Origin of the sequence: Hydrogenophaga sp. ZJX-1 (assembly GCF_048590325.1) — a bacterium.
Taxonomy (GTDB): Bacteria; Pseudomonadota; Gammaproteobacteria; order Burkholderiales; family Burkholderiaceae_C; genus Hydrogenophaga.
On sequence record NZ_JBMBRA010000013.1, the window covers coordinates 1 to 12,706 of the forward strand.

Below are 12,706 nucleotides of genomic sequence, written 5' to 3' on the forward strand. Positions count from 1 at the left end.
GCGGTGGCCAGCTCGGGGGCGACGTAGTCGTTGTAGAGCGCGGTGGTGTAGAGCAGGCGCATCTGGGCCCCGACCTCACAGATCTTGATGCAGCGCTGCTGCATCTCCACCGTGGTGGCGTGCTCCAGCACGATCTGGTAACCGCGCTCGCCGTGGATCTCGTCGGAGACGATGTGCAGGTCGAAGAACTCGACCTCTTCATCGCTGAAGCCGTACTTGTCGCGCAGCGTGGGGGTCTGCTTGCGGTAGATCGAAGGCACCTGGGACTCCAGGCCCACGACCAGACCGGCGACGGCCACCACCGGGTCTTCGCGCATGGCCACGGCGTAGCACCAGCTCTGCAGGGCGCGCGTGGTGGGCGACATGTTCTCCTGGTCGATCACACGCGCGCGGGTGGTGCCGCAGGCCTCGGCGAAGCGGATCAGCAGGTCGGTGTGGCGGTCCCCGCCGATCTCTTCCTCGTACATGTTGGCCAGCAGGAAGTCCTTGGCGTCGGTCATGTGGTCGGGGGTGCGGGCGTAGATGTAGGCCAGGTAGTCGGCGAAGGGGCCGACGTAGTGGTAGTGGTTCTCGGCCCAGCGTGCGAGGTGTTCGCGGCTGAGGGAGCCTTCGGCCCAGGCCAGGCTGAAGGGGGATTTGTTGGCGCTCTTGCCTTTGATGGCGTTCTCCAGGGCGCTGCGCAGTTCGTCTCGGTTCATGAGGGTCGGCATGGGGGGCTCCTTGATGGGGGTGGCGGAAAAGGGATGTCGGACGCTTCGGGTCGGATGTTTTGACCGTCAACACGGTATACAATATACAGAAAACAATGCAACGTCAACCGAGGATCTGAAAATTCCAGAAAGCCCCGGGGTTTTTCGGCTCTTGGGCTCACTGGAGGGGCCTTGAAGCCCGGTCTGAAGGCCGCTTGACGCATCGTTGTCAACGGTATACAGTATACTTCAATTCATCGAAACGCCGCAGCAGATCCACCACAGCGAGATACCCATGCCTGTCGTCATCCTTCACAAGCACGGTCAGACCTTTCGGGACGAGGTCAAGCCCAACACCAACCTCGTGGTACGCGCCGGCATCAAGCAGTTTCCGTATCCCAACCTCCAGTACGAGTGCGGCATGGGCAAGTGCGCCAGGTGCGCCACGCGGGTGATCGCCGGCGCCGAACACCTGCCGCCGCCGAACTGGAAAGAGAAGAAGCAGCTGGGTGAGCGCCTGAACGAGGGCTACCGGCTGGCCTGCCAGCTCTGGCTGGAGCACGACATCGAGCTGGCGCAGGACTGAGCGTTTTCTGCTGCGCCAACACCGGACACCCACCTTCACCGACCCCATCACCCCACCTGGAGCCGAACCACCATGTATGTGATCCTGACCAGCAAGCCTGGCCAATTCAGAACGGAAGTCGGGCCCGGCCTGAAACCCGTCGAAGCCTATGACTACGTTTTCTACGGGCGTACGCGCGCGCGCTTCCTGATTGCCGAAATCAGCGGTGAGACCCGCGTGCGCATCGTCGACGAAACCGAGCCGGTCACCGTCAACGACGTGCCCTCGAAGTTCCTTGAAAAATTCCACGAGATCGATGGCGCGCGCCGCGAACTCCAGTACCTCTGCGCCTTCGGCGACATGGAGACCACCCTGGTGCCACGCGACGTGGCCGACTTCAACCGCCCGGTGCCGGTGGCCGCATGATCCAGGTCACCTTCATTTCCAACGACAACAAGCTGGTCGAGGCGCCGGACAACAGCAACCTGTTGCGGGTCTCGCTGCGCGAAAAAGGCGGCATCCCGTTCAAATGCGGTGGCGGCCTGTGCGGCACCTGCAAGTGCCGCATCGAACGCGGCCTGGAGCACACCGACGAGGTCAAGGCCAAGGAGCGCAAGCACCTGAACGACGAGCAACTGGCGGACGGCTACCGCATGGCCTGCCAGACCTTCATCCGCGGCGACATCGCGGTGTCCTGGTAAGTCCATGAGCGCCGCCCGGCCGTTCCGAAGGCGCTTAGCCCCGCAGTGCGCAGCGCGGAGGGTAGTCCAATGAGCAGCATCGCAACGGATCTGTTGCCCGCGGGTCTGGCCGGGGTGACCTACCTCGGCATGGGCGGCATGGTGCTGATCGGCGCCTGCCTGCAGGGCGTGAGCGGACTGGGCTTTGCCATGTTCTGCGCGCCCATCGCGGCGCTGCTGTTCCCCGAGCTGGTTCCCGGGCCGCTGCTGGCGCTGAGCTGCCCGCTGGCGCTGATGACGGGCCTGCGCGAGTTCCATGCCATCGAGTGGCGCACCGCGGGGCAGGCGATCACCGGGCGGGTGCTGGGCACCGGCCTTGCCGCGGTCTGCATGGCCCTGCTGCCGGTGCAGACCCTGTCCCTGCTGTTCGCGGCGCTGATCCTGACCGGCGTGGCCCTGAGCCTCAAGGGCTGGCAAGTGGCGCACAGCGGGCGCAACACCACGCTGGCGGGCATGGCCTCCGGCCTCATGGGCACCATCACCTCGGCCGGCGCGCCGCCGTTCGCCATCGCCATGCAGCACCTGCCGGCCAACCGGCTGCGCGGCACGCTGGGCGCGGTGTTCTTCATCGGCGCGGCGCTGTCCCTGGTGGCTCTGGCGATGGTGGGGCGCATGGGCGCACCCGAGCTCTGGCTCAGCGGGCTGCTCATGCCCTGGATGGTGGCGGGGTTCGTGCTCTCCGGCCGCGTCAAGTTCCTGATGCGCCAGCAATCGCTGCGACCGATGCTGCTGGGTCTGGCGGCGTTTGGCGCACTGGGCATCCTGGTGCAGACGCTGACCCGCCATTGACCCCTCCCGATCCTTTCTACCCGACCTACGCACCATGCAACACATCACCGACGACATGATCGACGCGGCCGTGAGCCCGCAGGACGCACAGCAGGTGCTGCTCGACGCCTTCCGCAGCTTTGGCCACGGCCAGGCCGCGATGCAGGAGCGCATCCGGACCGAGGCCCAAGGCGTCAAGCTGTCCACGCTCGGCGCGGTCATTCCAGAGCAGAAGGTGGCGGGCGCCAAGGTCTACACCACGATCCAGGGCCAGTTCACCTTCGTGATCGTGCTGTTCTCCACCGAGGACGGCCGTGCCCTGGCGTCTTTCGACGCCGGCGCCATCACCCGCCTGCGCACCGCCGCCTGCTCCCTGATCGCCGCGCGCCACCTGGCCCGCCCGGGCGCGCGCCAGATGGCACTGTTCGGTGCCGGCGTGCAGGGCCGGGCCCATGCGATCCAGATGGCACAAGTCTTTGACCTCGAAGAAATCCGGGTCTGCGATCCTTATGCCCCGCCGGGCCTGGCGGCGGACCTGCAGCGCCAGTGCGGCACGCCGGTGCGGCTGTGCGACGCAGCGGAAACGGTGGCCGGGGCCAACATCGTGGTGACCGCCTCGCGCTCGACCACGCCGCTGTTTTCGGGCGACCAACTTGAGCCGGGCTGCTTTGTGGCGGCCATCGGTTCCAGCCTGCCCCACACCCGCGAACTGGACGACCGCGCCCTGGAGCGCGCCGCCCGGATCGCGGTGGAATGGTTGCCCCAGACCCTGCGCGAGGCCGGTGACCTGGTGCTGGCCCGGCCCGGTCTGGTGTCGCCCGAGAAGCTGGTCGAGCTGGGGGCGCTGGTCACGGGCGCTGCGCCCGGCCGCCAGAGCGACGACGAGATCACGCTCTACAAATCGGTGGGCGTGGGCCTGGAGGACGTGGCCCTGGCCGGGCTGGCCTGGCAACGTGTCCAGGCGGGCGCATGAAACAGCGCCAACGGTCGCGGGGCCTCTCAGGGCTCCATCTGCGCCGCGTTATAGACGTGGCGCATGGCCAGCAGCGAGGCCAGTTCGGCGTCGCCGTTGATCACGGCGCGCAGGATGGCGGCGTGTTCGTCCCAGTTCTGCGGGCCGCGCGAGCGGTTGATGGGCGCGAACAGCAGGGCGGTGCGGTCGCGCAGCGAACGCATGATGTCCTGCAGGATCGAGTTGGCCGCGATGCTGCCCAGGGCGTCGTGAAAACGCTGGTTCATCATCAGCATGACGGCGTCGTCCGCACCGCTCTGGGACACCCGCGTGCCCTCTTCGAGGATGCGTTCCATCTCGGCGATCTGCTGGTCGTCGTGCCGCTGCGCCGCGAGCTTGGCGTTGAGGCCTTCCAGCGTGGCGCGCACCTCGACCAGTTCGCGCATCTGCTGCGGGCTGAAGCTCGTCACCGACGCACCGCGGCGCGGCTCGATGGTCACCAGACCTTCGGCCGCCAGCTGGCGCAGCGCCTCGCGCACCGGCATGCGCGACACACCGAGCTCCTCCGACAGCTTGCCTTCGACCAGCCGTTCACCGGGCGGCATGCCGCCGGAGAGGATGCGCTCGCGCAACGCGTTCACCACCAAATCGGTCAGCGGCGAGTGGTTGGCGCCCAGGGTTGTTGCCTTGATGTGTGGGTCCATGGGGTGCTGCGCAGGTCTCGGGTTGAGCGGGCCGCCGGGAAGCGGTCTTTTATTGATTTTATTTCTTCACAAGGATACAGAATGCCGTTTGCATCAAACAAACATGCCGAGATGTGCCCCCAGGGACCGGTCCGCGTCACACGAGGCGGTGTCCCATGCTGAGCGCCGACCTGCTGACCTGGCTGCCCGCCTACCTGGCCCTTGGCGTCGCGGGGGGCTTCGCCGCCGGCCTGCTGGGCATCGGCGGCGGCATGTTGTACGTGCCCTTGCTGACCTGGCTGTTCGAGGCACAGGGCTTCGCCTCCAGCACCCTGCTGCACCTCGCACTGGGCACCTCGCTCACCACCATTGTGTTCACCTCCATCTCCAGCGCCCGCATGCACCACGCCAAGGGCAATGTGGACTGGTCCATCGTGCGCGGCATCACGCCGGGCATCCTGGTCGGCGGGGTGGTTGGCGGCCTGCTGGCCAAGCACCTGAGCACCACCACCCTGGCGCTGATCTTCGCGGCCTTCGTCACCTACTCCGCGGTGCAGATGTTCCTCAACGCCAAGCCCAAACCGAGCCGCAGCCTGCCGGGAACGGCTGGCCTGATCGGGGTGGGCGCGACCATCAGCACGCTGTCACAGCTGGTGGGCGCGGGCGGCGGCTTCCTCTCGGTGCCGTTCATGACCTGGTGCAACGTCAACATGCACCGCGCGGTCGGCACCTCGGCTGCCATCGGCCTGCCGATCGCCATCGTGGGCACGGTCGCGTTCTTCGTCAGTGGCCGCACGGTGACCGGCCTGCCGCCGGGCAGCCTGGGCTTCATCTATCTGCCGGCCCTGCTCGGCGTGCTGGTGCCCAGCGTGTTGATGGCGCCGGTCGGTGCGCGCCTGGCCTCGCGCCTGCCGGTGGCCACGCTCAAACGCGTGTTCGCGGGCTTCCTGTTCGTGCTGGCCCTGAAGATGCTGCATTCGGCCGTTGTGGCCTGAACAAGAACACCCCCGCCGCGCTGCGCGCGACCCCCTCAAGGGGGCGATGCGAGTGGCCCGGCGAAGCCGGCTCCACCGCATCCCCGGATCAAGGCATTTCGCACCGGATGAGTGATCTGCGCTCAGAAGGGGAGTGGGCCCAAGGGCACCGCGGAACCGGCTTTGCCGGGCCGCCAGTGCCGCCCCCTGGAGGGGGTCGCGCGCAGCGCGGCGGGGGTGTCAGTCCAGCTCGCTGCGGTTGGCCGCGTTCTGCACGTGGCACAGGGCGAGCACGGCCGCCAGTTCGGGGTCGGCGTTGAGCACGGCGCGCAGGATGGCGGCGTGTTCTTCCCAGTTCTGCCGGCAGCGGTGGCGGTTGAACGGGGTGAACAGCAGCACGGTGCGGTCGCGCAGCGAGCGCATCACGTCCTGCAGCACGGAGTTGCCGGCGGCCTGGCTCAGCACGTCGTGGAACGCGTGGTTCAGCTGCGCCAGGGCTTCGAGCTCGTTGGCATCGGCCAGGCGGTTGCCTTCTTCGAGGATGCGGCGCATTTTCGCGATCTGCTCGGGGTCCTTGTGACGGGCCGCCAGTTTGGCGTTGAGCGCCTCCAGGTTGCCCCGCACCTCCACCAGTTCGAGCACCTGCTCCTCGCTGAAGCGGGTGACACTTGCGCCGCGGCGCGGTTCGATGGTGACCAGCCCCTCGGCGGCGAGGTGGCGCAGGGCCTCGCGCACCGGGATGCGCGAGACGTCGAACTCGGCCGACACGCGGCCTTCGACCAGCCGGTGGCCGGGCGGCAGGCTGCCGTCCAGGATGCGCTCGCGCATTTTTTCCACCACCAGCAGGGTCAGGGGCGAGTGGCTGGCGCCCACGGTGGCGCCGGCACCCGTCGTCGGGTTCGGACGGCGCCCATGCGGTGGCGCGGGGCGGCGGGTGTGATGGTCCACGTCGTGAACGGTGGGGGGTGGCAGCACCGGGGGCCTCACTGAAGCTGGCGCAGGGCCAGGGCGCGCTGCGCCGCAGGGCGGCCCAGGCAACGCTGGTGCCAGGCCGTGGCGTGGGGGAAGTGTTCACCGCCGAGCACGGCCAGGCGCTGCAATACGGCGGCCAGGTTCAGGTCGGCCACGGTGAAACCGTCGGCCAGCAGATAGGGCTGTTCCTTCACCTGCTGGTCCAGCACCCGCAGGCGGGTCTGCAGCTGGGCCCGAGCGGCCTCCGCCAGCTCCGGTCGCCGCTGTTCCGGTGGCAGGAAGCTGGTGTGGTGGAACCACTGGCGGGCCAGCGGTTCGATTTCGGTCGCGGCCCAGAGGGTCCATTGCAGTATCTGCGACTGCTCCGCAACGCCCGCCGCCCACAAGCCCCCTTCGGGCCGGGTGCGCGCGAGGTGCAGGGTGATGGCCAGGGACTCGAACAGCACCAGACCGTCGTCGTCGATCGCGGGCACGGTGCCGTTGGGGTTGAGGGCGCGGAAGGCCGGCGCGTTCAGGGCCGCCGTGTCCTGGTAGTGAACGGGAATGTGTTCGTAGGGAATGCCGAGTTCTTCGGACGCCCACAGGGGGCGGATGGCCCGGGAAGCGGCCACGCCGTAGATTTTGAGTGTCATGGTGAGGTGCGTTGGTCGATGGGGGATTCAGACGGCCAGCGCCGTGCCGTCCTTGCGTTTGTCAGAACCACCGATGAGGCGGCCGGCCGGATCGCGCAGCACCACCTGGGCACCGCCGAAGTCGCTGCGCCCGCCGAGTTCACCCAGGCCTTGTGGCTCGTGGTAACCCGCGGCGCGCAAGGCGGCCGCCACCTCGGGCGGGGTGCCGGCTTCCAGCGCCAGGGCCCGGTCGGCCTCCAGGCGCCAGCGCGGGGCATCGATCGCGGCCTGCAGGGGTTGGCCCCAGGCCGCCAGTCGGGTGATCAACTGCACATGGCCTTGCGGCTGCATCGCGCCGCCGACCACGCCGAGGCCGGCGTGGAAGGCGCCGTCCTTCAGCACCGCCGCCGGCACCACCGTGTGGTACGGGCGTTTGCCCGGGCCGGGGCCGTTGATGTGGCCGGGTTGCGAGAAGCCGAAGCCGCGGTTCTGCAGCACGAAGCCGCAGCCCGGCGCAGCGATGCCCGAGCCGAAGCGCTTGAAGATGCTGCTCATCAGCGTCACGGCCAGCCCGCTGTCGTCGACCACCACGGTGCAGACGGTGTTGCCGGCCGGGTCGGCCACGGTTTCTTTCGCGTGCTGCATGGCGCGGCCCATGTGTTCGACCATGGCGACCGTGGTGGCCGGGTCGGCCGGGTCCAGCGACAGCGCATCCAGGGCCTGCAGCGCGTGCAGGACGGCGATGCCGTGGGTGTTGGGCGGGCATTCCAGCACCGTCAGGCCGCGGAAGCGGGCGCTGGCGGGGGGCGCGAAGTGGCCGCTGTGGCCGGCGAAGTCCGCCCGCGCCAGCGCACCGCCGCGTTGCTGCACGGCGCGTTCGGCGGCCATGGCGGGCGCGCCCAGGTAGAAGGCGTCGGGGCCTTCGTTGGCAATGGCTTCCAGCACCGTGGCCAGTTCCGGGTTGGCGAAGGTCTCGCCGGCGCGGGGCAGGGCGTCGGCCCGGTAGAGGGCGGCGCAGACGGGGTCCGGGCGCAGCACCGGTTCGAACAGCGCCCATTCGCGCGCCGCGACGGGTGCGACGGGAAAGCCCTCGCGTGCGGTCTGGATGGCGGCCTGGAACAGGCGCTGCCAGGGCAGGCGGCCAAAGCGGCTGTGCAGGTCGTGCCAGCCACGCACCACGCCGGGCACCGTGACCGAGAACACGTGCCGCTCGGGAATGCGCCGGCCGGGCAGGTGGTCCAGCGCGTCGAGGGAAAACCGGGCCGGCGCACGGCCGGTGCCGTTGTAGCTCAGCGGGGCCTCGCCGGGCGGCACCACCATCGCCAGCACGTCGCCGCCGATGCCGGTGGCCATGGGTTCGACCACGCCCAGCACGGCGTCTGCCGCGATCGCGGCGTCGATCGCGCTGCCGCCTTCGCGCAGCATGCGGGCCGCCGCCTGGGCGGCCAGCGGGTGGCCGGTGGCCACCATGCGGCTGTTGCCCACCACGCCCCAGGGGTTGTCTTGGGAAATCGGTTTCATCGCGGGTGTTCCTGTCAGTAGGCCGGGCAGGGCGCGAGCCCTGTGCATGGGTGCCGCCGGCACCCATATCTTGATCTAAGTGTATACAGTATTCCAAATGGGTGCAACAGAAGCCCAAAAATGGCGATCCGGGTGGTTCGAGGTCCGGTAGGCCGGGCCCGGGACGTGCTCAGGAGCGGTTGTGACCCCCGGATGGCACTGGTCAATGGCCCATCCGGGTGTTCTGGCTGCAGCGGTCCATGAGAGGCCGGGCGGTTTCACCTGGCAGGGGTTGAGGTCGCTGCTGTACCTCTGAAATGTTGATCCGGTCCGGCGGCGCAGGTGTGGGGTGTTTTCCGTTCGGAAAGTGCGCTGCGCGAGGCCGGGTGGGCCTTGTGCAGCGTCACCGAGCACGGGTATACCGATTGGCACGGTGTATGCATACTGTATACGCAGAGGAAAAATAGAAAGGCAGATTGCACTGAACTGCACTAAATTAGTGCAGTTTCTCCTCAAAAAATGCCCGAAAAAGAGGCCAAGGAATCAGGGTAAGCACCAAGAAGATGGATTTGGTATGTTGTATACCATTTAGCACCACGAATCGAACCGTTGTCCGGTCTTCCGTTGCCACCGCGGTGCAATGGGCGGTCAGACCCCGGAACGGCGCGTCTTGCTCCACAGGGGGAAGTGCCAGCCTGAATTGTTCAACCAGAAGGCACGGTGCTGGCGTGACAGCCGGCCGTGATTTGCGTCAGTCGTCTCTAGCCAACCCAATCCCGACCCCGAGTCGGGTGTTCAACCCCACAAGATATTTGACATGGACTCAACCGTAACCCTCACAGCGGCGCACTGGATGTACCTGATCGGCGTGGTCAGCATCATCGTGACCATGATGTTCCGGGCCAACGTGCTCGTGCCATCGATCGTCGCCACCTTCCTGGTGGTCTTCGCCTGGAGCGGCAACCCCCTGGATGCTGTCGGCAGCGTCTTTGGCGCCAGCTTCGTGGCAGCCAAGGAGCTGTTCAACATCTTCCTGGTCATTGCCCTGATGACCGCACTGCTCAACTCGCTCAAAGCGCTGAAGTCCGACATCCTGATGGTCAGGCCGTTTCGGGTTCTGATGAAAAACGGGGTGGTGTCCTACCTGATCCTCGCCGCCGTCACCTATCTGATCTCGCTGTTCTTCTGGCCCACGCCCGCGGTGCCGCTGGTCTGCGCGGTGCTGCTGCCTGCGGCCATCGCGGCCGGTCTGCCGCCGCTGGTGGGCGCGGCCGCCATCGCCATCGCCGGTCAGGGCATGGCGCTGTCGTCCGACTACGTGATCGGCGTCGCCCCTGGCATCAGTGCCAAGGCCGCCAACGCCGTGGCCGCACTGGTCGCGGACCGTGCGCTGGTGCTGTCGGTGATCACCGGTCTGGTGGCGCTGACCCTGGTGTTCGTCTTCCACCGCAAGACGTTCAAGCTGGCCAGCCCGGTCTTGCTGGAAAACTGGCAGGCGCTGGGGCAGCAGGGCGGTTCGGAATACGAACACGAAGGCTCGTCGCACAAGGCGGAAATCGCCAAGGGCACCAGCCGCGAAGAACAGCCGGTCACCGGCCAGGACCTGCGCCGCGAGATCGCCAGCGTGGACCAGAGTCGCCAGAAGTGGTCCAAGGCGTTCGCCGTGCTCACGCCCCTGGTGTTCCTGGTCATCATCACCATCATGGCGCTGCCCAAGCTCGGCATCCCGCTGCAGGACCTGAAGGGCGGGGCCGGCGCGTCGCTGGTCGGCGGTGCCGCTGCGTTGTTGATGCTGTTCGCGACCCTGGCCTACCACGGGCCGAAGGCCATGCTGGAAGAAAGCGCCAACCACATCACCGAAGGTTTCGTGTTCGCCTTCCGGGCCATGGGCTCGGTGCTGCCGATCGCGGGCTTCTTCTTCCTGGGCAACAGCGAAACGGCCGCGTCGATCCTCGGCATGTCCGCCAACCAGACGCCCAGCCTGCTGTTCGATCTGGTGCGCGGTGCGCAGGACTGGCTGCCGCACAGCAAGCTGTTCGTCTCCTTCGGCCTGCTGATCGTCGGCATGATCACCGGCGTGGACGGCTCGGGCTTCTCCGGCCTGCCACTGACCGGCGCACTGGCCGGCGCCATGGCCCCGGTTTCCGGCATGGAAGGCGCCACGCTCGCGGCCATCGGCCAGATGGGCGCCATCTGGACCGGCGGCGGCACCCTGATCGCCTGGTCTTCGCTGATTGCCGTTGCCGGCTTCGCCCGCGTCTCGGTGCTCGATCTGGTGCGTGTGCTGACGCCTCCGGTGCTCATCGGGCTGGCCATCGCCACCACATCGGCCGTCCTCTTCTTCTGATTTCCCCGTTGATTGCCCAGGGCCCGCAGCCGCGGGTCCGGCCGTGTCTTGTTTGTTCAATCCTCAAATGGAGCTTTTCATGAAAAAAATCGTCGCAGTTTCCCTCGTGCTCGCCTCCGGCGCTGCCTTTGCACAGTCCAGTGTCACCCTCTACGGCATCGCCGACATGAACATCGCCTCGCGCAAGAGCGCCGACACGGGCGAGCGCAGCACCCAGGTCAACAGCAGCGGCATCTACGAAAGCCGCATCGGCTTCAAGGGTTCGGAAGACCTGGGCGGTGGCCTGAAGGCCAACTTCCAGCTGGAGCAGGGCATTGCGATGAACACCGGCGCCACCAACGGTTTCAGCCGCCAGTCGTGGGTTGGCCTGTCGGGAGGCTTTGGTACGTTCAAGGCCGGCAAGGCCTGGAGTGCTTTCGACGAAATCGCCGGCGCCAGCCAGGCCGCCCTGAACTCGATGTTCGCGCCCAACGCCGGCGGCGTGTGGCTGACCGGCTCCTACAAGGACAACCCGAACAACGGCCTCTACTACGAAACTCCCACCTTCGGTGGCGTCAGCGGTGCGGTCAGCTATGGCCTGGGTGACGCCGGCGAAGGCTCGGTGTCCAGCATGTTCGTCAAGTACGCGAGCGGTCCGGTGTATGCCGGCTTCGCGCTGCAGAACGAAAAGGGCACCGACGCGTCCGAGCCGATCAAGTACACCCGTGTCAACGGCTCCTACGACCTGGGCGTGGCCAAGCTGCTGGCCAGCTACGGCCGGGTGGCGTTTGACGACAAGTCCACCAAGGAATGGCAGCTGGGCGTGAACGTGCCACTGGGCTCCGCATGGTTGATTTCCGGTGGCGTGGCCAGCTCCAAGGGCGGCATCACCGGCTACTCGCCTGCAGACAACTACATCGGCAAGGCCGTCAACGTGACCGCCGTCGGCGCGCCCGACGTGGAGCGCACCGGCTACGGCATCGCCGCCTTCTACACGATGTCCAAGCGCACCCGGCTGTACGGCGGCTTCCAGGCCAACACCACCAAGGTGCCGGGTGCTCCCGATGCCGACGGCAACGTCGTCGCCGTGGGTGTGCTGCACACCTTCTGATCCCTGCCCACCTGAGTGCGGGAGGCCTGTTGCACCACAGGCCTTCCGCCAGTCAACCAGGGGAGCGCCCTCCGTGCGCACCCCCGCCCCCATCAAGGAGCCCCCATGAGCACGCCGATGAACCGAGACGAACTGCGCAGCGCCCTGGAGAACGCCATCAAAGGCAAGAGCGCCAACAAATCCCCCTTCAGCCTGGCCTGGGCCGAAGGCTCCCTCAGCCGCGAACACCTCGCACGCTGGGCCGAGAACCACTACCACTACGTCGGCCCCTTCGCCGACTACCTGGCCTACATCTACGCCCGCACCCCCGACCACATGACCGACGCCAAGGACTTCCTGCTGGCCAACATGTACGAGGAAGAGATCGGCGGGGACCGCCACACCGACCTGCTGATCCGCTTCGCCGAGGCCTGCGGCACCACCCGCGCGCGTGTGATCGACCAGGAGAACATGTCGCCCACCACGCGCGCCCTGCAGAGCTGGTGCTACGCCGTGGCCATGCGCGAAGACCCGGTGGTGGCCGTCGCCGGTCTGGTCGTGGGCCTGGAGTCCCAGGTGCCTTCGATCTACCGCAAGCAGACCCCCACGCTGCGCGACAAGTACGGCTTCAGCGATGAAGAGGTCGAGTTCTTCGACCTGCACATCGTCTCCGACGAGATCCACGGCGAGCGCGGTTACCAGATCGTGCTGGAGCACGCCACCACGGTGGAGATGCAGCAGCGCTGCATCAAGATCTGTGAGGTCGGGGCCCAGATGCGCCTGCTCTACACCACCGCGCTCTACAACGACTACGTCGCCCCCGAGCTGGCCACCGC

14 protein-coding genes are annotated in these 12,706 nt (G+C 67.3%); 9 read left to right on the forward strand and 5 right to left on the reverse strand.

Annotation, left to right across the window (positions count from 1 at the left end; genetic code table 11):
- A partial coding sequence (locus ACN5W5_RS23670) for a TenA family transcriptional regulator (protein WP_420050857.1) occupies positions 1 to 710 on the reverse strand: 710 nt, incomplete at its 3' end.
- Between the two features lie 274 nt (positions 711 to 984).
- Between ACN5W5_RS23670 and ACN5W5_RS23675 the strand changes: the two genes are divergently transcribed.
- The 5 genes from ACN5W5_RS23675 (at position 985) to ACN5W5_RS23695 (ending at position 3,735) form a co-directional block, all read left to right on the forward strand.
- Positions 985 to 1,275 (forward strand): 2Fe-2S iron-sulfur cluster-binding protein, encoded by a 291-nt coding sequence (locus ACN5W5_RS23675; RefSeq protein ID WP_420050858.1) that lies wholly within the window; start codon positions 985 to 987, stop codon positions 1,273 to 1,275.
- A gap of 72 nt (positions 1,276 to 1,347) precedes the next feature.
- Positions 1,348 to 1,680: a ferredoxin gene (locus ACN5W5_RS23680; protein ID WP_420050859.1), complete on the forward strand. Its 333-nt coding sequence runs from the start codon at positions 1,348 to 1,350 to the stop codon at positions 1,678 to 1,680.
- The gene (locus tag ACN5W5_RS23685; RefSeq protein WP_226465137.1) at positions 1,677 to 1,955 is read left to right on the forward strand and encodes a 2Fe-2S iron-sulfur cluster-binding protein; all 279 of its coding nucleotides are present in this window, start codon (positions 1,677 to 1,679) and stop codon (positions 1,953 to 1,955) included. Before ACN5W5_RS23680 ends, ACN5W5_RS23685 begins: the two co-directional genes overlap by 4 nt.
- A gap of 69 nt (positions 1,956 to 2,024) precedes the next feature.
- Positions 2,025 to 2,783 carry a sulfite exporter TauE/SafE family protein gene (locus ACN5W5_RS23690; RefSeq protein ID WP_420050860.1) on the forward strand — a complete coding sequence of 253 codons (759 nt, stop codon included), beginning with the start codon at positions 2,025 to 2,027 and terminating at the stop codon, positions 2,781 to 2,783.
- A 34-nt stretch (positions 2,784 to 2,817) separates the two neighbouring features.
- The gene (locus tag ACN5W5_RS23695) at positions 2,818 to 3,735 is read left to right on the forward strand and encodes an ornithine cyclodeaminase family protein (protein WP_420050861.1); all 918 of its coding nucleotides are present in this window, start codon (positions 2,818 to 2,820) and stop codon (positions 3,733 to 3,735) included.
- Positions 3,736 to 3,761: 26 nt separating this feature from the next.
- Here ACN5W5_RS23695 and ACN5W5_RS23700 read toward each other — a convergent pair whose 3' ends face one another.
- Positions 3,762 to 4,418 (reverse strand): GntR family transcriptional regulator, encoded by a 657-nt coding sequence (locus tag ACN5W5_RS23700; RefSeq protein WP_420050862.1) that lies wholly within the window; start codon positions 4,416 to 4,418, stop codon positions 3,762 to 3,764.
- Between the two features lie 155 nt (positions 4,419 to 4,573).
- Here ACN5W5_RS23700 and ACN5W5_RS23705 point away from each other — a divergent pair, with 155 nt between their 5' ends.
- Positions 4,574 to 5,392 (forward strand): sulfite exporter TauE/SafE family protein, encoded by an 819-nt coding sequence (locus ACN5W5_RS23705; RefSeq protein ID WP_420050863.1) that lies wholly within the window; start codon positions 4,574 to 4,576, stop codon positions 5,390 to 5,392.
- A gap of 219 nt (positions 5,393 to 5,611) precedes the next feature.
- On the opposite strand, the gene ACN5W5_RS23710 is transcribed toward ACN5W5_RS23705, so the two are convergent.
- The 3 genes from ACN5W5_RS23710 to ACN5W5_RS23720 are packed head-to-tail and all read right to left on the reverse strand — an operon-like array spanning position 5,612 to position 8,475.
- Positions 5,612 to 6,319, reverse strand: coding sequence for a GntR family transcriptional regulator (locus ACN5W5_RS23710; protein ID WP_177137613.1), 708 nt, complete (start codon positions 6,317 to 6,319; stop codon positions 5,612 to 5,614).
- Between the two features lie 35 nt (positions 6,320 to 6,354).
- Positions 6,355 to 6,975 carry a glutathione S-transferase family protein gene (locus ACN5W5_RS23715; RefSeq protein ID WP_420050864.1) on the reverse strand — a complete coding sequence of 207 codons (621 nt, stop codon included), beginning with the start codon at positions 6,973 to 6,975 and terminating at the stop codon, positions 6,355 to 6,357.
- A gap of 27 nt (positions 6,976 to 7,002) precedes the next feature.
- Positions 7,003 to 8,475, reverse strand: coding sequence for a gamma-glutamyltransferase family protein (locus ACN5W5_RS23720; RefSeq protein WP_420050865.1), 1,473 nt, complete (start codon positions 8,473 to 8,475; stop codon positions 7,003 to 7,005).
- Positions 8,476 to 9,271: 796 nt separating this feature from the next.
- Here ACN5W5_RS23720 and ACN5W5_RS23725 point away from each other — a divergent pair.
- The 3 genes from ACN5W5_RS23725 to ACN5W5_RS23735 all read left to right on the forward strand — a co-directional run.
- Complete coding sequence (locus ACN5W5_RS23725) at positions 9,272 to 10,801, forward strand: hypothetical protein (protein WP_420050866.1); 1,530 nt, start codon at positions 9,272 to 9,274, stop codon at positions 10,799 to 10,801.
- Positions 10,802 to 10,880: 79 nt separating this feature from the next.
- Positions 10,881 to 11,891: a porin gene (locus ACN5W5_RS23730; RefSeq protein ID WP_420050867.1), complete on the forward strand. Its 1,011-nt coding sequence runs from the start codon at positions 10,881 to 10,883 to the stop codon at positions 11,889 to 11,891.
- 105 nt (positions 11,892 to 11,996) lie between these two features.
- Positions 11,997 to 12,706, forward strand: a 710-nt coding sequence (locus ACN5W5_RS23735) for a TenA family transcriptional regulator (RefSeq protein ID WP_420050868.1), incomplete at its 3' end; no start/stop codon positions are given.

Bases quoted from the DNA above. Each gene is read 5' to 3' on its own strand.
- ACN5W5_RS23675 (WP_420050858.1), top strand. From the start codon at position 985: ATGCCTGTCGTCATCCTTCACAAGCACGGTCAGACCTTTCGGGACGAG.
- ACN5W5_RS23680 (WP_420050859.1), top strand. From the start codon at position 1,348: ATGTATGTGATCCTGACCAGCAAGCCTGGCCAATTCAGAACGGAAGTC.
- ACN5W5_RS23685 (WP_226465137.1), top strand. From the start codon at position 1,677: ATGATCCAGGTCACCTTCATTTCCAACGACAACAAGCTGGTCGAGGCG.
- ACN5W5_RS23690 (WP_420050860.1), top strand. From the start codon at position 2,025: ATGAGCAGCATCGCAACGGATCTGTTGCCCGCGGGTCTGGCCGGGGTG.
- ACN5W5_RS23695 (WP_420050861.1), top strand. From the start codon at position 2,818: ATGCAACACATCACCGACGACATGATCGACGCGGCCGTGAGCCCGCAG.
- ACN5W5_RS23700 (WP_420050862.1), bottom strand. From the start codon at position 4,418: ATGGACCCACACATCAAGGCAACAACCCTGGGCGCCAACCACTCGCCG.
- ACN5W5_RS23705 (WP_420050863.1), top strand. From the start codon at position 4,574: ATGCTGAGCGCCGACCTGCTGACCTGGCTGCCCGCCTACCTGGCCCTT.
- ACN5W5_RS23715 (WP_420050864.1), bottom strand. From the start codon at position 6,975: ATGACACTCAAAATCTACGGCGTGGCCGCTTCCCGGGCCATCCGCCCC.
- ACN5W5_RS23720 (WP_420050865.1), bottom strand. From the start codon at position 8,475: ATGAAACCGATTTCCCAAGACAACCCCTGGGGCGTGGTGGGCAACAGC.
- ACN5W5_RS23725 (WP_420050866.1), top strand. From the start codon at position 9,272: ATGGACTCAACCGTAACCCTCACAGCGGCGCACTGGATGTACCTGATC.
- ACN5W5_RS23730 (WP_420050867.1), top strand. From the start codon at position 10,881: ATGAAAAAAATCGTCGCAGTTTCCCTCGTGCTCGCCTCCGGCGCTGCC.